At 72.4% G+C, this 17515-nt stretch carries 19 protein-coding genes; 12 read left to right on the plus strand and 7 right to left on the minus strand.

Annotated elements, in window-relative coordinates; all coding sequences use genetic code 11:
* Positions 1-18 precede the first annotated feature (18 nt).
* Complete coding sequence (locus ACX9I7_RS03935; RefSeq protein WP_387571460.1) at positions 19-1542, plus strand: YfcC family protein; 1524 nt, start codon at positions 19-21, stop codon at positions 1540-1542.
* Between the two features lie 68 nt (positions 1543-1610).
* Here ACX9I7_RS03935 and aceB read toward each other — a convergent pair whose 3' ends face one another.
* Both aceB and ACX9I7_RS03945 read right to left on the minus strand, forming a co-directional pair.
* Positions 1611-3209: a malate synthase A gene (gene aceB, locus ACX9I7_RS03940; protein WP_459386495.1), complete on the minus strand. Its 1599-nt coding sequence runs from the start codon at positions 3207-3209 to the stop codon at positions 1611-1613.
* A gap of 101 nt (positions 3210-3310) precedes the next feature.
* On the minus strand, positions 3311-3925 hold the full coding sequence (locus tag ACX9I7_RS03945; protein ID WP_459386496.1) for a nucleotidyltransferase family protein: 615 nt from the start codon (positions 3923-3925) through the stop codon (positions 3311-3313).
* A gap of 166 nt (positions 3926-4091) precedes the next feature.
* Here ACX9I7_RS03945 and ACX9I7_RS03950 point away from each other — a divergent pair, with 166 nt between their 5' ends.
* Complete coding sequence (locus ACX9I7_RS03950) at positions 4092-4454, plus strand: DUF5955 family protein (RefSeq protein ID WP_387571451.1); 363 nt, start codon at positions 4092-4094, stop codon at positions 4452-4454.
* Positions 4455-4492: 38 nt separating this feature from the next.
* Here ACX9I7_RS03950 and ACX9I7_RS03955 read toward each other — a convergent pair whose 3' ends face one another.
* Positions 4493-5275, minus strand: coding sequence for an IclR family transcriptional regulator (locus ACX9I7_RS03955; protein ID WP_358625400.1), 783 nt, complete (start codon positions 5273-5275; stop codon positions 4493-4495).
* Positions 5276-5469: 194 nt separating this feature from the next.
* Here ACX9I7_RS03955 and allB point away from each other — a divergent pair, with 194 nt between their 5' ends.
* Together allB and alc are read left to right on the plus strand one after the other, a co-directional pair.
* Positions 5470-6801, plus strand: a complete 1332-nt coding sequence (allB, locus tag ACX9I7_RS03960) for an allantoinase AllB (protein ID WP_459386497.1) — start codon at positions 5470-5472, stop codon at positions 6799-6801.
* Complete coding sequence (gene alc, locus ACX9I7_RS03965) at positions 6801-7919, plus strand: allantoicase (RefSeq protein WP_459386498.1); 1119 nt, start codon at positions 6801-6803, stop codon at positions 7917-7919. Before allB ends, alc begins: the two co-directional genes overlap by 1 nt.
* A 19-nt stretch (positions 7920-7938) precedes the next feature.
* On the opposite strand, the gene ACX9I7_RS03970 is transcribed toward alc, so the two are convergent.
* From ACX9I7_RS03970 to ACX9I7_RS03985, 4 genes are read right to left on the minus strand one after another with little or no spacing between them, the layout of a single operon-like run.
* Positions 7939-8460, minus strand: a complete 522-nt coding sequence (locus ACX9I7_RS03970; protein WP_459386499.1) for a GNAT family N-acetyltransferase — start codon at positions 8458-8460, stop codon at positions 7939-7941.
* Positions 8454-9119: a transcriptional regulator gene (locus tag ACX9I7_RS03975; protein ID WP_459386500.1), complete on the minus strand. Its 666-nt coding sequence runs from the start codon at positions 9117-9119 to the stop codon at positions 8454-8456. Before ACX9I7_RS03975 ends, ACX9I7_RS03970 begins: the two co-directional genes overlap by 7 nt.
* 53 nt (positions 9120-9172) lie before the next feature.
* Positions 9173-9340 carry a DUF6126 family protein gene (locus ACX9I7_RS03980; RefSeq protein WP_386727805.1) on the minus strand — a complete coding sequence of 56 codons (168 nt, stop codon included), beginning with the start codon at positions 9338-9340 and terminating at the stop codon, positions 9173-9175.
* Positions 9337-9978 carry a helix-turn-helix domain-containing protein gene (locus tag ACX9I7_RS03985; RefSeq protein WP_387571434.1) on the minus strand — a complete coding sequence of 214 codons (642 nt, stop codon included), beginning with the start codon at positions 9976-9978 and terminating at the stop codon, positions 9337-9339. Before ACX9I7_RS03985 ends, ACX9I7_RS03980 begins: the two co-directional genes overlap by 4 nt.
* A 192-nt stretch (positions 9979-10170) precedes the next feature.
* Between ACX9I7_RS03985 and ACX9I7_RS03990 the strand changes: the two genes are divergently transcribed.
* The 8 genes from ACX9I7_RS03990 to ACX9I7_RS04025 all read left to right on the plus strand — a co-directional run bounded on the left by ACX9I7_RS03990 (position 10171) and on the right by ACX9I7_RS04025 (position 17356).
* Positions 10171-10578, plus strand: a complete 408-nt coding sequence (locus ACX9I7_RS03990) for a guanyl-specific ribonuclease (protein ID WP_387571432.1) — start codon at positions 10171-10173, stop codon at positions 10576-10578.
* 115 nt (positions 10579-10693) lie between these two features.
* Positions 10694-11275: a TetR/AcrR family transcriptional regulator gene (locus ACX9I7_RS03995; protein WP_459386501.1), complete on the plus strand. Its 582-nt coding sequence runs from the start codon at positions 10694-10696 to the stop codon at positions 11273-11275.
* Between the two features lie 14 nt (positions 11276-11289).
* Positions 11290-11886 carry a DUF4865 family protein gene (locus tag ACX9I7_RS04000; RefSeq protein WP_387571426.1) on the plus strand — a complete coding sequence of 199 codons (597 nt, stop codon included), beginning with the start codon at positions 11290-11292 and terminating at the stop codon, positions 11884-11886.
* 121 nt (positions 11887-12007) lie between these two features.
* On the plus strand, positions 12008-13243 hold the full coding sequence (locus ACX9I7_RS04005; RefSeq protein ID WP_387572146.1) for a cytochrome P450 family protein: 1236 nt from the start codon (positions 12008-12010) through the stop codon (positions 13241-13243).
* A 196-nt stretch (positions 13244-13439) separates the two neighbouring features.
* A complete protein-coding gene (locus ACX9I7_RS04010; RefSeq protein WP_387571423.1) occupies positions 13440-14189 on the plus strand; it encodes a GntR family transcriptional regulator in 750 nt (249 codons plus the stop codon).
* Between the two features lie 214 nt (positions 14190-14403).
* The gene (locus ACX9I7_RS04015; RefSeq protein ID WP_452672836.1) at positions 14404-15414 is read left to right on the plus strand and encodes a sugar ABC transporter substrate-binding protein; all 1011 of its coding nucleotides are present in this window, start codon (positions 14404-14406) and stop codon (positions 15412-15414) included.
* Positions 15411-16451 (plus strand): ABC transporter permease, encoded by a 1041-nt coding sequence (locus tag ACX9I7_RS04020; protein WP_189448666.1) that lies wholly within the window; start codon positions 15411-15413, stop codon positions 16449-16451. Before ACX9I7_RS04015 ends, ACX9I7_RS04020 begins: the two co-directional genes overlap by 4 nt.
* Positions 16418-17356: an ATP-binding cassette domain-containing protein gene (locus tag ACX9I7_RS04025; RefSeq protein WP_459386502.1), complete on the plus strand. Its 939-nt coding sequence runs from the start codon at positions 16418-16420 to the stop codon at positions 17354-17356. The genes ACX9I7_RS04020 and ACX9I7_RS04025 overlap by 34 nt, the downstream gene beginning before the upstream one ends.
* The last annotated feature ends 159 nt before the right edge of the window (positions 17357-17515 follow it).

The raw sequence follows: 17515 nt of genomic DNA on the forward strand, positions 1-17515 counted from the left end.
ATCGATTGGTGTGCCGTCGTGGAGGAGCAACCGCAGGGGGCGGACCCGGAGGGGGCGCGGACCGCGCACCGCTTCGTCTTCCCCAGCGCGCTGACCGTCCTCGCGGCCGTGACGGTCGCCGTCTGGATCGTCGCCTTCTTCATCCCCTCCGGCACCTACGACCGCGACCCCGACGGCAACCCCCTCCAGGGCACCTACCACCACGAACCCGCCCGGGGCGGCTTCGTCCACCGCCTCGGCCAGCTCTTCCTGGCGCCCGTCAACGGCCTCTACGGCGTCCGCGACCTCAAGACCGGCGAGGTCGCGCCCGACGCGGTCGGCACGCTCTACGGCAGCGCCGGGGTGTTCCTCTTCGTCCTCGCCATCGGCGCGTTCATCACCGTCGTCTTCGCCACCGGCGCCCTGGACCGCGGCATCGAACGCCTCGCCCACCGGCTCCGGGAGCGCGGGGCGCTGCTCATCGCCGGGGTGATGACCGTCTTCTCCCTCCTGGGGACGGTCGAGGGGTTCGCCGAGGAAACCCTGGGGTTCTACGGGCTGCTGGTGCCGCTGATGCTGGCGCTCGGCTATGACCGCATGGTCGCGACCGGCACGATCATCCTCGGCGCGGGCATCGGTGTGCTGGCCTCGACGGTCAACCCGTTCGCCACCGGCGTCGCTTCTTCGGCAGCGGGAATCTCACTCGGCGACGGCATCGCCTTGAGATTCGCGATGTGGCTGGTGCTCACGGCCGTCACCATCGCCTACGTCGTCCGCTACGCCCACCGGGTGCGGGCGGACCCGGCCCGCTCCCTGGTCGGCTTCCGGGAGGGCGACCGGGAGCTCGCCGAGCAGGCGGTCCACCCACCGGAGCTGACGGGCCTCCAGAAGGGCGTGCTGGTGCTCGTCGCCCTGGTCTTCGCCTTCATGATCTTCTCGGTGATCCCCTGGGCGAGCGCGCTCAGCGGCAAGGCCGACGCGACGCCCTACGGCTGGGAACTGGGCTGGGGCTTCGCCCAGCTGGCCGCGCTGTTCATTGTCGCGGCGGTGCTCGTCGGGCTCGTCGCCCGGCTGGGGGAGCAGAAGCTGAGCGCCACGATCGTGCAGGGCGTGGCGGACTTCGTGGCGCCGGCGCTGGTGATCGTGCTCGCGCGCGGCATCACCGTCATCATGACGAACGCGAAGATCATCGACACGGTGCTCCACGCCATCGAGGGCACGGTCCGGGGCACGCCGGAGGCGCTCTTCGGCGTCATGGTCTTCGTGGTGAACCTGCCGCTCGCGTTCCTGATCCCGTCGACGTCCGGGCACGCGACGCTCGCCATGCCGATCCTCGCGCCCCTCGCCGAGTTCGCCGGCGTCTCCCGCGCGCTCGTCGTGACGGCCTGGCAGTCGGCCAGCGGCTGGATGAACCTCTGGGTGCCGACCACGGCCGTCGTGGTGGGCGGGGTGTCGCTGGCGAAGGTCGGCTACGACCGGTACTTGCGGTTCGTCTGGCCGTTGTTGGTGATCCTGGCGGTGTTGGTGTGCGCGTTCGTGGCGGTGGGGGCGGTCATTTCGTAAGGGCAGTCGTTTCGTAGGGGCGATCGTTTCGTAGGGGTGCCCCCGGCCCCCACCGCCGGGGGCACCCTTCAGTCCAGCAGCTTGTACGCCGGCAGCGTCAGGAAGTCCACGTACTCCTCGCTGAGCGCCACCCGCAGGAACAGGTCGTGCGCCTGCCGCCAGGTGTCCGACGCCTCCGGCGCGGACGCCAGTTCCTCCGCCGCCACCTCGCGCACGAGCGCCGCCGTCACCTTCTCCCCGTTGTCCAGCACGACCCCCGCGGCCACCCACTGCCAGATCTGCGAGCGGGAGATCTCCGCCGTGGCCGCGTCCTCCATGAGGTTGAAGATGGCCACCGCGCCCAGCCCCCGCAGCCACGCCTCGATGTACCGCAGGCCCACCTGCACCGCGTTGCGCAGCCCGTCGACCGTCGGCCTCGCCTCCAGGGACCCTACGGCGACGAGCTGGTCGGGGGTGACCCGTACGTCCTCGCGCAGGCGGTGCTTCTGGTGCGGGCGGTCGCCGAGGACGGCGTCGAAGGAGGCGCGGGCGACCGGAACCAGGTCGGGGTGGGCGACCCAGGAGCCGTCGAAGCCGTCGCCGGCCTCGCGGTCCTTGTCGGCCCGCACCTTCTCCAGCGCGACCTCGTTGATCTCCGGGTCCCGGCGGGACGGGATGAAGGCGGCCATGCCGCCGATGGCGTGCGCGCCGCGCTTGTGGCAGGTGCGCACCAGCAGTTCCGTGTAGGCGCGCATGAACGGGGCCGTCATGGTGACGGCGTTGCGGTCGGGGAGGACGAACGCCTCGCCCGCGTCACGGAAGTTCTTGATGATGGAGAAGAGGTAGTCCCAGCGGCCGGCGTTGAGGCCCGAGGCGTGCTCGCGCAGCTCGTGGAGGATCTCCTCCATCTCGAACGCCGCCGTGATCGTCTCGATCAGGACGGTCGCGCGGATCGTCCCCCGGGGGATGCCCAGCCGCTCCTGGGCGAAGACGAAGACGTCGTTCCACAGCCGGGCCTCCAGGTGCGACTCGGTCTTGGGGAGGTAGAAGTACGGCCCCTTGCCGAGGTCGAGCAGCCGCCGGGCGTTGTGGAAGAAGTAGAGGCCGAAGTCGGCCAGGGCGCCGGGGACGGGGCGGCCGTCGACGGTGAGGTGGCGCTCGTCGAGGTGCCAGCCGCGGGGGCGCATCACGACGGTGGCGAGCCGCTCGGCGGGCCCGAGGGCGTAGGTCCTGCCCTCGGGGCTGGTGAAGTCGACGCGGCGGGCGAAGGCGTCCATGAGGTTGAGCTGGCCGTGGACGACGTTGCGCCAGGTGGGGGAGGAGGCGTCCTCCATGTCGGCGAGCCAGACGCGGGCGCCGGAGTTGAGGGCGTTGATCGTCATCTTGCGGTCGTCGGCGGGGCCGGTGATCTCCACGCGCCGGTCCTCCAGCGCGGCGGGGGCGGGCGCCACCCGCCAGTCGGGGTCCTCGCGGACGGCGGCGGTCTCCGGCAGGAAGTCCGGCCGACCGGTCCGGGCGAGCTTCGCGCGCCGCTCGGCGCGGCGGGCCAGCAGCTCGTCACGGCGCGGGGTGAACCGGCGGTGCAGCGCCGCGACGAACGCGAGCGCCGCTTCCGTGAGCACCTCCTCCTGCCGCTCCACATAGGGGGCTTCGACGGCTGCCGACGAGGACGGAGCAGGCGCGGACATGGGCTGTCACTCCTTCAGCGGGCGGTGCGGCACGCGGTGCCGCCTCGGCTAGTGGAGAATAGTTTTCTCATTGTGGAAGTTCAATGGGGTGTCGGCGCGGCTCAGCGCAGGAGGCCGAGATCGTCCGGAGTGTCGACGTCGTCGGGCGAGGCGACGTCCGCGCACTCCACGAGCCGTACGGCGGCGGCGTGTTGCCGCAAGTAGGCCCGCGCGCCCATGTCCCCGTCGGCCGCCCGGGCCACGCCCGCCCAGTGCTCCCGGGCGAGCAGCACCGGGTGCCCCCGCTCACCCCCGTACGTCGCCGCCGCGAGCCGGGCGCCGGCCCGGTGCGCGGCCAGCACCCGGGCCACCGCCTCGGCGCCGACGCGCGGCTGGTCGACGAGCGTCACCAGCACCGCCGTCGCCGGGTCCGCAGCGGCGGCCGGCGCCGCCAGCCCGGCCCGCAGGGACGTGCCCATGCCCAGGGCCCAGTCGGCGTTCTCGACGAGGGTGACGTCCGCCGTCGCGCCGAGCCGGGCCCGTACCTCCGCCGCCCCCGCGCCCACGACCACGTACACCGGGGCGCAGCCGCCCTCGCGCAGCACCCGCACCGCGTGCTCCACCAGCAGGCCGCCCCGGAACTCCAGCAACGCCTTGGGCCGCCCGCCGAGCCGCCGGCCGCCGCCGGCTGCCAGCAGCAGCCCCGCGACCGGTCCGCTGTCCGTCATCCAAGCCATGGCCCCTGCATACCGTATGGGCGACCGCGTGTGCGTCGTACGGGAGTTCGTCACTCGTACGTGAACGCGCGGCCTGAATTTCGCTGTGAGTGTGGCGCGTCACACGTGAAGTGGCGTTAACTGATCCGCGCGGGCGGGCGGGCGTGCGTGTGGGAGGGGGACAGTCGTGGCGGAAGGCGCCGTGGTGGTGGAAGTGGAGCGGACGGGACGATCCGGTGAGGATCCGGACCCGAGAGCCGGTGAGCTGGGCGCCGCGGTGGCCAGGCTCCGCCGGGCGCTGGCCGGGCACCCCGCGCCCTTACCCGACAGGGACGCCGCCGAGGACGAACTGGCCGCGCTCGACGCGATGGCGCGCACGGGACACCCGGACGTCTCCCGGTTGCGGCGCTCGCTGTTGTTGGTGGCGGGAGCGGTGGGATCCGTGAGCGCGCTGGGGCCGGCGCTCGGTGAAGTGCGGGCCGCGGTCGACCGGTTCGGGGACGTTCCGGGCACCCCGGAAGGGGTGCCGCGCCCCCGGGAGGGGGCCTGAGCGGCGTCGGCGCGTCCGCCGCGCGTCGTGGGCCGGGATCAGCCCGTCGCCCCCGCGAGCGTCTCCGACAGTTCCGCCGCGACCTCCCGCAGCAGCGGCACGATCCGTTCCGTCGCGGACTCCGTGACGCGGCCCGCCGGGCCCGAGATGGAGATGGCCGCCGACGTGGGGGAGTCGGGCACCGGCACCGCGAGGCAGCGGACGCCGATCTCCTGCTCGTTGTCGTCCATCGCGAAGCCCGACTCGCGCACCCGGGCGAGCTCCGTCAGGAAGTCCTCCGGCGACGTGATCGTCTTCTCCGTCGCGGCCGGCATGCCCGTCCGCAGCAACAGCGCCCGCACCTCGTCGTCCGGGGCCTGGGCCAGCAGCGCCTTGCCCACGCCCGTGGAGTGGGGCAGCACCCGCCGGCCGACCTCCGTGAACATCCGCATCGAGTGCCGCGAGGGCACCTGGGCCACGTAGACGACCTCGTCCCCGTCGAGCAGCGCCATGTTGGCCGTCTCGCCGGTCTCGTCCACCAGCCGGGCGAGGTGGGGGCGGGCCCAGGTGCCGAGCAGCCGTGAGGAGCTCTCGCCGAGGCGGATCAGCCGGGGGCCCAGCGCGTAGCGCCGGTTGGGCTGCTGCCGGACGTATCCACAGGCCACCAGCGTGCGCATCAGCCGGTGGATGGTGGGCAGCGGCAGCCCGCTGCTCGTGGACAGTTCGCTCAGCCCGACCTCGCCGCCGGCGTCGGCCATCCGCTCCAGCAGGTCGAATGCGCGCTCGAGGGACTGGACGCCGCCGCTGGCGGAGGCGGTTCGGGGCTCGGCGGACGGGGGCACGGCGCTCCTTCCGGGATGGGTGGCAGCAGCCTACCGGCCACCCCACGTGTTACGGGCTCTGTCACATGCTGGTTTCTACCAGGTGAAATCAGGATTCCATATAACGAAAGGACTCTTGACGGGGTCGCGGGGCGGCAGAAGACTGCGGGCAGCGCTGTTCAACAAATCGTTGACGATTCGTCGAGGGGCGGACGGTGGACTGGCTGCTGCGTTCGACACGAGTGGTGACCCCGGAGGGCGTGCGCGCCGCCGCCGTCGCCGTGACCGGCGGCCGGATCGCCGAGGTCCTGCCCCACGGGACCGAGCCGCCCCCGGGAACCCCCGTCGAGGAACTGGGCGACGACGTCATCCTGCCCGGTCTCGTCGACACCCATGTGCACGTGAACGACCCCGGCCGGGCCGAGTGGGAGGGCTTCGCGACCGCCACCAGGGCGGCCGCCGCCGGCGGGGTCACCACGCTCGTCGACATGCCGCTCAACAGCATCCCGCCCACCACCACCGTGCCCCACCTGCGCGTCAAACAGGCCGTGGCCCGGGGCCGGGCCCACATCGACGTGGGCTTCTGGGGCGGTGCGCTGCCCGGCAACCTGGACGACCTGCGCCCCCTGCACGACGCCGGCGTCCTCGGCTTCAAGGCATTCCTCTCCCCGTCCGGCGTCGACGAGTTCCCCCACCTGGACCGCCACGACCTGGACGCCGTCGCGACCCGGATCGCCGAGCTCGACGCCCTGCTGATCGTCCACGCCGAGGACCCGGACCGGCTGGCCGGGGCCCCGCAGCGCGGCGGCCCGCGCTACGCCGACTTCCTCGCCTCCCGGCCGCGCGCCGCCGAGCACGAGGCGATCGCCGCGCTCGTCGACGTCGCGCGCCGCCGGGGCACCCGCGTCCACGTACTGCACCTGTCCTCCGCCGACGCCCTGCCCCTGATCGCCGCCGCCCGCGCCGAGGGCGTACGGATCACCGCCGAGACCTGTCCGCACTTCCTGACCCTGGCCGCCGAGGAAGTGCCGGACGGGGCCACCGAGTTCAAGTGCTGCCCGCCGATCCGCGAGGCCGCCAACCGGGACGCCCTGTGGGCCGGGCTGGCCGACGGAGTCATCGACTGCGTCGTCTCCGACCACTCGCCCTGCACCGCCGACCTCAAGGTCCCCGACTTCGCAGAAGCCTGGGGCGGCATCTCCTCCCTCCAGCTGGGCCTGCCCGCCGTCTGGACCGAGGCCCGGCGGCGCGGCCGCACCCTGGCCGACGTGGCCCGCTGGATGTCCACCGCCCCCGCTGCCCTCGCCGGCCTGTCCGCCAAGGGCGCCGTCGAGGCGGGCCGGGACGCCGACTTCGCCGTCCTCGCCCCCGACGAGACCTTCACCGTCGACGCGGCCGCACTCCACCACCGCAACCCCGTCACCGCCTACGCGGGCCGGACCCTGACCGGCGTCGTCCGGTCCACGTGGCTGCGCGGCCGCAAGGTGGCCGACCACGGCACCCCCACTTCCCTCACCGCATCCACCGGCCGACTCCTGGAGCGCTGATGAGCATTCCCTCCTTCGCCGGCGGCGCCGCCCCGTACACCGGCGGCGACCCCTACGCCGACTACCGGACCGCCGACTTCCCCTTCACCCGCCTCCCCGACCTCGCCGACCGCCGGCTGGGCGGCTCGGTGATCGCCGCCAACGACGAGTTCTTCGCCGAGCGCGAGAACCTGGTCAAACCGGAGGCACCGCACTTCGACCCCGCGCTCTTCGGCCACAAGGGCAAGGTCATGGACGGCTGGGAGACCCGCCGCCGGCGCGGCGCCACGGCCGGCGAACCGCACCCCTCGGACGAGGACCACGACTGGGCGATCGTCCGGCTCGGCGTGCCCGGCGTCGTCCGGGGCGTGATCGTCGACACCGCCCACTTCCGCGGCAACCACCCGCACGCCGTCGGCGTGGAGGGCGCCTCGCTGCCCGGCTCGCCGTCCCCCGCCGACCTGCTCTCCGACGAGGTGAAGTGGACGGTCCTCGTCCCCCGCACCCCCGTCGGCGGGCACGCCGCCAACGGCTTCGCCGTCGGGGGCGGGGAGCGCTTCACCCACCTGAGACTCAGTCAGTTCCCCGACGGGGGCATAGCCCGGCTGAGGGTCCACGGCGAGGCCGCCCCCGACCCCGCCTGGCTGACGGCGCTGGGCACCTTCGACCTCGCCGCGCTGGAGAACGGCGGGCACGCCGAGGACGCCTCCGACCGCTTCTACTCGTCCCCGGCGAACGCCATCCACCCGGGCCGCTCCCGCAAGATGGACGACGGCTGGGAGACCCGCCGCCGCCGCGACCGCGGCCACGACTGGGTGCGCTACCGGCTCACCGGGCAGGCGTCCCTCCGGGCCGTGGAGATCGACACCGGCTGCTACAAGGGCAACGCGGCCGGGTGGGCGGCCCTGTCCGTCCTGGACGCCGCCACGGGCGCCGACCCCGCCGACCACACCACCGGATGGCGGGAACTGCTGCCCAGGACCCGGCTGGAGCCGGACACCGTCCACCGCTTCGTCCTGGACCGTCCCGCCGTCGCCACCCACGTCCGGGTGGACATCTTCCCCGACGGGGGCATCGCGCGGCTGCGCGTCCACGGCTCGCTGACGGAGGAGGGCGCGCGGGGGCTGGCGGTCGGCTAGGCGTCAGGCCGGCTAGGCGTCAGGCCAGCGTGCGGCTCATGAACAGCGCCGTCTCGCCCTCCGCCGCCGTCCCCCGGTAGAGGGTGGTGTCCAGCCCGCACACCGCGAACCCCATGCGGCGGTACGCCTGGATCGCGGGCGCGTTGACGCTCGTCACCTCCAGCCAGGCCGTCCGGGCGCCCAGTTCACGGCCGCGCGCGAGGGCGCGGTCCATCAGGCCGCGGCCTATGCCCTGCCCCCGGCGGCCGGGGGCGACCCGGACGTCGGCGACGAACAGCCTGCGGTTCCAGGACTCGTACGCGAAGGTGATCGCGCCGCACAGCTCCGCGCCGTCCTGGGCGACGACGGTCTCGCGGGGGCGGTCGTCCTCGTCCTCGTCGTCCGGGTAGACCTTGCGCAGCGGGGGGCTCACCCGCACCGTGCGCAGGCGGAAGCCGTCGTCCGAGGCGGTGACCACGATGACGGAGTCCGTGGTGAAGGAGTTGTCGAGCGCGTCGACACGGGCCAGCTCGTCGGCTTGCGCCGAACGGTAGTTCAGCATGCCGCGAGCGTAGCCCAGAACATCAGTTCATAGTCCTGGAGCAGACGGCCGTAACGGCGCGCCAGCCGTTCCGTGAGCCGGCCGTCCACCAGGCCGGTTCCCACGGCTGCCAGCGCGCGCTCGGCGCCCTCGGGGTCGGGCGCGGCGAACAGGTCGAAGAAGCCGCACGCCTCGTCGTCGAAGCCGTAGTGCTCGCGCAGGGCCCGGCCCACCGTGGCGCAGTAGTCGCCCCAGGCCGCGAAGTTGGCGCACAGGGCCACGACCACGTCGACGGGCTCGGCGCCCAGCGCCAGCCAGGCCGCGTACGCCGGATACGCCTGGCAGCCGGCGCGCGGCTCGTGCTCCCGCACCGCCGCCTCGTCCAGCCCGCAGGCGGTCGCGAGGGGGCCGAGGCAGGCCAGTGCCCGGGACTCGTCCCGGGCGAGGTGGTCGAAGAAGGCGGCGACGGCGGGCTGCCGCAGCAGGGCCGCCCGTTCGGCGAGGTGGAGGAAGCTGCGGGCGTCGGAGGCGATGACGTGGTGCTGTTCGAGGGCGAAGGCGGCGACGGCGGCCACGGGGGCGTCGCCCGCCGCGATCAGCGGGACCAGACGGTTCGCCCCCGCCTCCGGGGCCAGCTCGCGCGTCGCTTCGTCGAGGACTTGCCGGGCTGTACGGGCCATGGGACCAGGGTAGCCAGGGCTGCCCCGCCCGCCGGGTCACTTCGCCCGCCGGGTCACTTCGCTCCGCCGAGATAGAAGAGGAGGAAGAAGAAGGCCACGATGAAGTGGACGGCGACGAGGTAGATGAAGACCCGGAACGTCATGCCCATCGGGGCCCGGTCCTCCTCGCGGAACCGCTTCGCGCCCGTGGAGCCCGTCGCTTCCGTCGCGTTGTCGCTCATCGGATTCCCCTCTGGGTCGGTGACGTCGCGCCGAGGCACAGCTCGGCGGCGCCGCTCTGGAGCAGTGTGTGGAGGAACAGCAGGTCCACCCCGCCGCGTGACGCGGCGGCGATGCGGTGGGGGGTGAGGGAGTCGAAGTGGGCGGCGTCACCGGCGTCGAGCAGGTGGGTGGTACCGCCCAGCGACAGCCGGAGCCGTCCCCGGGTGACGTAGAGCCACTCCTCGCCCGGGTGGACGCGGACCAGCTCCTCCTGGCTGTCCCGGCCCTGCGGCACGTGCAGCCGCAGCGCCTGCATGGCGCGGCCCGAGCCGCCGGCCCGCCAGTAGGTCCAGCCGCCCGCCTCCTGCGGCTCCATACGGTCGGCGCGGACGATCGGGTCGAGCTCGGCGGGCACCTCGCCCAGGAGGTCGGATACGGTCGTACCGTAGGTCCGTGCCAGCGCCAGCAGCATGGGGAGGGACGGCGTGCGCCGTCCGGTCTCCAGCCGCGACAGATGCGCGGGCGACAGGCCCACCCGGGCCGCGGCGGCCTCCAGCGTCAGCCCGCTCCGCCTGCGCAGCGCGCGCAGTCGCGGGGCCACGGCGGGCAGTTCGGTCACCTCGTGGGGGCCTTCTTGGGGGTCGGGCAGCGAACTCATGGTTCCGGTATAGACCCGCTCTTGCCCACGGGGCAAAACTTTTGCCTCAAGGGCAAAATCTTCTCGTTTTCCGTCTTCGTGCGTGGCGGCGTGGACACAGGCGATCTGCCCCCGTCAACGTGATGAACGTCAAGGAAACATCAGAAGATTGGCGTTGACATGTCATACCGCCGCCCGGCCATCCTGATGTCCATGACAACCCCCCATCGTCTCGTGCGCTTCGGCGCCCTCGCCGCCGTCGCCGGCACCCTGCTCTTCGGCACCCCCGCCGTGGCCGCCCCGTCGGCCGCTCCCTCGGTGACGGGCGTGCAGTCCGTCGGCGACATCTGCTACTCGGAGCTGCCCTCCCAGGCCCACGACACCATCCGGCTGATCGACCAGGGCGGCCCCTTCCCGTACCCGCGGGACGGGATCGTCTTCTCGAACCGCGAGGGCGTCCTCCCCAAGCAGTCGAGCGGCTACTACCACGAGTACACCGTCATCACCCCGGGCTCCCCGGACCGCGGCGCCCGCCGTGTCATCGCCGGCAGGAACGCGCACGAGGACTACTACACGGCCGACCACTACCGGAGCTTCGACCTCGTCGACTTCTCCTGCTGATCCCTTTCGCTCTCGCTTCTCGCTCGCGTCAAGGAGCCCCGTCACCGATGCGCGGTGACGGGGCTCCGGCGTCCCCTCAAGATCAGTTGTACCTACTGGTATGTACACTGGGATCATGAGCACCCCGGAACGCCTCATCGAGAGCACCCGCGAACTCCTGTGGGAGCGCGGCTACGTCGGTACGAGCCCCAAGGCGATCCAGCAGCGTGCCGGCGCCGGCCAGGGCAGCATGTACCACCACTTCTCCGGCAAGCCCGACCTCGCCCTCGCCGCGATCCGGCGCACCGCCGAGGAGCTCCGGGCCGCCGCCGAGGAGCGGTTCGCCGCGCCCGGCACGGCCGTCGAGCGCGTCACGGCGTATCTGCGGCGCGAGCGGGAGGTCCTCAAGGGCTGCCCCGTCGGCCGGCTCACCCAGGACCCCGACGTCATGGCCGACCCCGTGCTGCGCGCACCCGTCGACGAGACGTTCGCCTGGCTGCGGGGCCGGATCGCGGACGTGCTGGCCGAGGGCCGGGACCACGGTGAGCTCGATGCCGGGCTCGACCCCGTCGACACCGCCTCGACCGTGGTGGCCGTCCTCCAGGGCGGCTACGTCCTCGCCCGCGCCGCCGGATCGGAGGAGCCCTTCCGGCGGGCCGTCGACGGCGTCCTGGGACTGCTCGCAGCGCACACCACCACCGGGCGCCGAGCCGACTGAGGGAAAGAGCCGCCATGTACGCCATGCAGTACGAGATCACCCTGCCCGCCGACTACGACATGACCACCATCCGGGAGCGGGTGGCGGCCCGGGCCCACGTCCTCGACGACCGCGCGGGGCTGGGGCTGAAGGCCTACGTCATCCGGGAACGCGGAGTCGACGGCTCGCCGGTCAACCAGTACGCCCCCTTCTACCTCTGGGACGGCGTCGGCGCGATGGGCGAGTTCCTGGTCGGCGGCGGGGGATTCCAGGGCATCGTCGCCTCCTTCGGCCGCCCGGCCGTCCACCACTGGACCGGCATCGCCTGCCAGGCGGGCCCGGCCCGGTCCGCCGCGCCGCGCGCCGCCTCCCGGCTGCTGACCCCGATGCCCGCCGACGCCGACCCCGCGACCGTGGTGGCGGACGCGCTCGGCGAGCTGGACGAGCTCGCCGGCCGGGCCGGGGCGCACACCACCGCGCTGGCCTTCGACCCCCGCCACTGGCAGCTGCTGCGCTTCACGCTGTGGGAGCACTCCGTTCCGCCGGGCGAGGACGAGCGCGCCGAGCGCTACGAGGTGCTGCACCTGTCGCACCCCCACCTGACGGAGCTCCCCGAGGGCCGCCACTGGTGACGGCCCGTCGGACGGAGGTCAACCACCTTCGTACCGACCCCGCTTGACGGTGTGCCGGACTCGTCCGCACGGCCGATGGCGGTCGGCCCTACCCGCGCGTAGGGTGAGCGAGTCGAACAACATGCCGACGTGCCGGGGGGTAGCCGTGACAGCAGTGGCGGAAGAGCGGGACGGGACGGTCGATCTGGCGGCGATGGGCGCGGAACTGGCCCGGGATCCCTACCGGGTCTACGCCGCCCTGCGCGAGCGGGGCCCCGTCCACCGGGTACGGATGCCGGAGGGGGCGGTCTGCTGGCTCGTCGTCGGCTACGACGAGGTACGCGCCGCCCTCAACGACCCCACCCTCTCCAAGGACTGGAGGAACGCGGCGCCCGACATGGCCCTGCCGCCCGTCGCCGCCGGCCCGCACATGCTCATCACCGACCAGCCGAACCACACCCGGCTGCGGAAGCTGGTCGCCAAGGAGTTCACCGCGCGCCGCGTCGAGGCCATGGCCCCGCGCGTCCAGCAGCTCACCGACGAGCTCCTCGACACCATGCTGGCCGCCCCGGACCGCCGCGCCGACCTCGTCGAGGCGCTGTCCTTCCCGCTGCCCATGAGCGTCATCTGCGAGCTGCTCGGCGTGCCCGACCTCGACCGGGCGGCCTTCCGCCACTGGTCGAACACCGCCATCGGCGCGGAGCCGCCCCAGGCGAAGCTCAAGGCCGCCGAGGAGGTCGGCGTCTATCTGCGGGACCTCGTCGCCGCCAAACGGGAGAAGCCGGGCGACGACCTGCTCAGCGCCCTGATCCGCACCACCGACGAGGACGGCGACCGGCTCTCGTCCGAGGAGCTCCTCGGCATGGCCTGGATCCTGCTGGTCGCCGGCCACGAGACGACCGTCAACCTCATATCGAACGGCGTCCTCGCCCTGCTGCGCCACCCCGGCCAGCTCGCCGACCTGCGTGCCGACTTCGGGCTCCTCGAAGGCGCCGTCGAGGAGATGCTGCGCTACGACGGCCCCGTCGAGACCTCCACCTTCCGCTTCACCACCGAGCCCCTGGAGATCGGCGGCACCGTCATCCCCGGCGGGGGCGAGCTCGTCCTCGCCGCCCTGTCCGACGCCGACCGCGACCCGGCCCGCTTCGAGGAATCCGGCCGCTTCGACATCCACCGCGACGCCCGCGGCCACGTCGCCTTCGGCCACGGCATCCACTACTGCGTGGGCGCGCCCCTGGCGAGGCTGGAGGCGAGGATCGCCATCCGCTCCCTGCTGGAGCGCTGCCCCGACCTGGCCCTCGACAGCCACCCCGACGCCCTCACCTGGCGCGAGGGCCTACTGATGCGAGGCCCACACCACTTGCCGGTGCGCTTCTGAGGGGGCGCCCCGACAGGGGCGCCCCGTAAGGGGCGCGGGGCTGTGTCGATATGCGGCTGCCGCCGCGTGGGCGCGACAAGCCCCCACCGGCGCGCGGTGAACCGGACCGCCCCGCCCGAGGGCCCGGTGGTCCGGATGTCCGGACATCCGGACCACCGGACTACCCGACATCAGGCCACACGACTACGCTCCCCCCGTGGCCACGCACCAACCCCTCCAGTTCACCCTCGACCGGGGCAGCCCGGTCCCGCTCTACTTCCAGCTCTCCCAGCAGCTGGAGGCCGCCATCGAGCGGGGCGAGCTCGCCCCCGGCAGCCTGCTCGGCAACGAGATCGAGCTCGCGGGACGGCTGGGCCTGTCCCGGCCCACCGTCCGCCAGGCCATCCAGTCGCTCGTCGACAAGGGCCTGCTCGTCCGCCGCCGGGGCGTGGGCACTCAGGTCGTCCACAGCCAGGTCAAACGTCCCCTGGAGCTCAGCAGCCTCTACGACGACCTCGAGGAGGCCGGCCAGAAGCCCGCCACCCGGGTGCTGCGCCGCGTCGTCGAGCCCGCCACGGCCCGGGTCGCCGCCGCCCTCGGCGTCGCCGAGGGGGCCGACGTCCTCCTGGTGGAGCGGCTGCGCCTGGCGCACGGCGAGCCGATGGCCGCCCTGCGCAACCACCTGCCCGTCGGGCTGCTCGACCTCGACGACGAGGCGCTGGAGCGCACCGGGCTCTACCGGCTGATGCGCATGGCCGGCATCACCCTCCACAGCGCCCGGCAGACGATCGGGGCGCGCGCCGCGAGCCTCGCCGAGGGCGAGCTGCTGGCCGAGCCGGAGGGGGCGCCGCTGCTGACGATGGAGCGGACGACCTTCGACGACACCGGCCGCGCGGTCGAGTTCGCCTCGCACCTCTACCGGGCGTCACGCTACGCGTTCGACTTCCAGCTCCTGGCGCGGTCCTAGCCGTCCCCGCCCCGTCCTGTCTTGTTCTGTCGTAAGAATGTTCTGACAAAAGCTTGACGGGGTGTGGTGAACGCCACTAGAACTCCACCCACAAAGACCAGCCCCGGCGCCCCCGCCGACAGCGGTGACGGATGGTGACGGATACTTGGGCGGCTGGGCCCGTGGGATAGGGGTCCGGCCGCACCGTGACAGACAGTGAGAAGGGCAAGTCCTCGTGGCAAGGGTTCGGACAGGCGTACGCGCGGTGAGTGCCGTGCTGGCAGCGGTGCTCGGCGCCACACTCGCTGGATGCAGCAGCACGGGCGGCAAGCGCGCCGAGGAGCGGGCCGCCAAGGCCGCCCAGGGGCGGGCGGCGGTCGACACCCCCCGGTGGACCTTCGCGATGGTCACCCACTCGGGCGATGGCGACACCTTCTGGGACATCGTGCAGAACGGCGCCAAGCAGGCGGCGGCCAAGGACAACATCAAATTCCTCTACGCCCACGACGTCGAGGGCAACAAGCAGGCGCAGAACGTCCAGGCCATGATCGACCAGAAGGTCGACGGCCTGATCGTCACGCTCGCCAAGCCCGACGCCATGAAGGACGTCGTCGCCAAGGCGGTGAAGGCCGGCATCCCGGTGATCACCGTGAACTCGGGCTCCGACAAGTCCAAGGAGTTCGGCGCGCTCACCCACATCGGTCAGGACGAGGTCATCGCCGGCGAGGCCGTCGGCGAGCAGCTCAACCAGCGCGGCAAGAAGAAGGCCGTCTGCGTCCTCCACGAGCAGGGCAACGTCGGTCACGAGCAGCGCTGCGAAGGCGTGAAGAAGGCGTTCAAGGGCGAGGTGCAGAACCTCTACGTCGAGGGCACCAACATGCCCAGCGTGCAGTCCTCCATCGAGGCGAAGCTCCAGTCCGACAAGGACATCGACGCCGTCGTCACCCTCGGCGCCCCCTTCGCCCCCACCGCCGTCAAGGCCGCCCAGCAGGCCGGCGGCAAGGCCGAGGTCGACACCTTCGACCTCAACGCCAAGGTCGCCGAGGCCCTCCAGAACGGCTCCCTCGGCTTCGCCGTCGACCAGGACCCGTACCTCCAGGGCTACGAGGCCGTCGACCTGCTCTGGCTCTACCGGTACAACCGCGACATGCTCGGCGGTGGCCGCCCGGTCCTCACCGGCCCGCAGATCGTCACCAAGGACGACGCGAAGACCCTCGCCGAGTACACGAAGCGGGGCACCCGATGAGTACAGCGACAACCGCACGGGCCGACGAGCGGCTCGTCCACCGCGGCGTGCTCCGCCGGATGCTCGGCCGCCCCGAGCTCGGCGCGGTCGTCGGCGCGGCGGCGGTCTTCCTCTTCTTCTCGTTCGTCGCCGACAGCTTCCTGCGCGCGTCCAGCCTCTCCACGGTGCTGTACGCGTCCTCGACGATCGGCATCATGGCGGTCCCCGTCGCCCTGCTGATGATCGGCGGCGAGTTCGACCTGTCGACCGGTGTGATGGTCACGACCTCCGCCCTGGTCTCGTCGATGTTCAGCTACCAGATGACGGCGAACGTCTGGGTCGGCGTCGGGGTCTCCCTGCTGACGACCCTGGCCATCGGCTTCTTCAACGGCTTCATGCTCACCCGCACCAAACTGCCGAGCTTCATCATCACGCTCGGCACGTTCCTCATGCTCACCGGCCTGAATCTGGGCTTCACCAAGCTCATCAGCGGCACCGTCTCCACCAAGACCATCGGTGACATGGAAGGCTTCGGCTCCGCCCACGCCGTCTTCGCCTCCCACCTCACCGTCGGCGGCGTCGACCTGCAGGTGACGATCCTCTGGTGGTTCGGCCTCGTCGCCCTGGCCACCTGGATCCTGCTGCGCACCCGCGTCGGCAACTGGATCTTCGCTGTCGGCGGCGGCTCTGACGCCGCCCGGGCCGTCGGCGTCCCGGTCAACAAGACCAAGATCGGCCTCTATATGGCCGTCGCCTTCTGCGCCTGGATCTCCGGCCAGCACCTCCTGATGTCCTACGACGTGGTGCAGTCCGGCGAGGGCGTCGGCAACGAGTTCCTCTACATCATCGCGGCCGTCATCGGCGGCTGCCTGATGACCGGCGGCTACGGCTCCGCCATCGGCTCGGCGGTCGGCGCCTTCATCTTCGGCATGACCAGCAAGGGCATCGTGTACGCGCAGTGGAACCCGGACTGGTTCAAGTTCTTCCTCGGCGCCATGCTGCTCCTCGCGACCCTGCTCAACGCATGGGTCCGCAAGCGCGCGGAGGCGAGCAAGTGACCGCACTCGTCAAGCTCACCGACGTGAGCAAGTTCTACGGCAACATCCGGGCGCTCGAGGGCGTCTCCCTGGAGGTCCACCCGGGCGAGATCACCTGCGTCCTCGGTGACAACGGCGCCGGCAAGTCGACCCTCATCAAGATCATCGCGGGCCTCCACCAGCACGACACCGGCTCCTTCGAGATCGACGGCGAGGAGACCCGGCTGGCCTCCCCCCGCGAGGCCCTCGACCGCGGCATCGCCACGGTCTACCAGGACCTGGCCGTCGTCCCCCTGATGCCGGTCTGGCGCAACTTCTTCCTCGGCTCCGAGCCGACGACGGGCGCGGGCCCCTTCAAGCGCCTCGACGTGCGGAAGATGCGCGAGACCACCCGCGCGGAGCTCCTGCGCATGGGCATCGACCTGCGCGACGTCGACCAGCCGATCGGCACCCTCTCCGGCGGCGAGCGCCAGTGCGTGGCCATTGCCCGCGCCGTGTACTTCGGCGCGAAGGTCCTCGTCCTGGACGAGCCGACGGCGGCGCTCGGCGTCAAGCAGTCCGGCGTCGTCCTCAAGTACGTCGCGGCCGCGCGGGACGCCGGCCTCGGCGTGGTCTTGATCACGCACAACCCTCACCACGCCTACCTCGTCGGCGACCGTTTCGTCCTCCTCAAGCGGGGCGCCATGGCGGGCAGCCACCCGAAGTCCGGGATCGGGCTCGACGAGCTCACCCGGCAGATGGCGGGCGGCAGCGAGCTCGACCAGCTCAGCCACGAACTGGAGCGGGCCCCGGGCCCGGACGTGATCGGCGGCAGAAGGATCGAGCCGGAGCCGGAGCCGGAGGAGGCGGAACCGGAGTCGGAGCCGGAGCCGGAGTCGGAGGAGGCGGAGCCGGAGGAGGCGGGCAAGCCGGAGAAGGACGGCTGACCCCCTCGTGGAACACCGGGCGGGCGCGGACGGCGGGAACCGTACGCGCCCGCCCTCCGTCCTTACGGGACGATTGCCCACAACCGGGTGACCAGCGCCGTTGTGCGTCGTGACCCGTCAGTGAGGCACAATCGGCCAGGACCGCATGACCGCATGACC

This window comes from Streptomyces sp. L500 (assembly GCF_054551825.1).

Bases quoted from the DNA above. Each gene is read 5' to 3' on its own strand.
- aceB (WP_459386495.1), bottom strand. From the start codon at position 3,209: ATGTCCGCGCCTGCTCCGTCCTCGTCGGCAGCCGTCGAAGCCCCCTAT.
- ACX9I7_RS03945 (WP_459386496.1), bottom strand. From the start codon at position 3,925: ATGGCTTGGATGACGGACAGCGGACCGGTCGCGGGGCTGCTGCTGGCA.
- alc (WP_459386498.1), top strand. From the start codon at position 6,801: ATGAGCATTCCCTCCTTCGCCGGCGGCGCCGCCCCGTACACCGGCGGC.
- ACX9I7_RS03970 (WP_459386499.1), bottom strand. From the start codon at position 8,460: ATGCTGAACTACCGTTCGGCGCAAGCCGACGAGCTGGCCCGTGTCGAC.
- ACX9I7_RS03975 (WP_459386500.1), bottom strand. From the start codon at position 9,119: ATGGCCCGTACAGCCCGGCAAGTCCTCGACGAAGCGACGCGCGAGCTG.
- ACX9I7_RS03980 (WP_386727805.1), bottom strand. From the start codon at position 9,340: ATGAGCGACAACGCGACGGAAGCGACGGGCTCCACGGGCGCGAAGCGG.
- ACX9I7_RS03985 (WP_387571434.1), bottom strand. From the start codon at position 9,978: ATGAGTTCGCTGCCCGACCCCCAAGAAGGCCCCCACGAGGTGACCGAA.
- ACX9I7_RS03990 (WP_387571432.1), top strand. From the start codon at position 10,171: ATGACAACCCCCCATCGTCTCGTGCGCTTCGGCGCCCTCGCCGCCGTC.
- ACX9I7_RS03995 (WP_459386501.1), top strand. From the start codon at position 10,694: ATGAGCACCCCGGAACGCCTCATCGAGAGCACCCGCGAACTCCTGTGG.
- ACX9I7_RS04000 (WP_387571426.1), top strand. From the start codon at position 11,290: ATGTACGCCATGCAGTACGAGATCACCCTGCCCGCCGACTACGACATG.
- ACX9I7_RS04005 (WP_387572146.1), top strand. From the start codon at position 12,008: ATGCCGACGTGCCGGGGGGTAGCCGTGACAGCAGTGGCGGAAGAGCGG.
- ACX9I7_RS04020 (WP_189448666.1), top strand. From the start codon at position 15,411: ATGAGTACAGCGACAACCGCACGGGCCGACGAGCGGCTCGTCCACCGC.
- ACX9I7_RS04025 (WP_459386502.1), top strand. From the start codon at position 16,418: ATGGGTCCGCAAGCGCGCGGAGGCGAGCAAGTGACCGCACTCGTCAAG.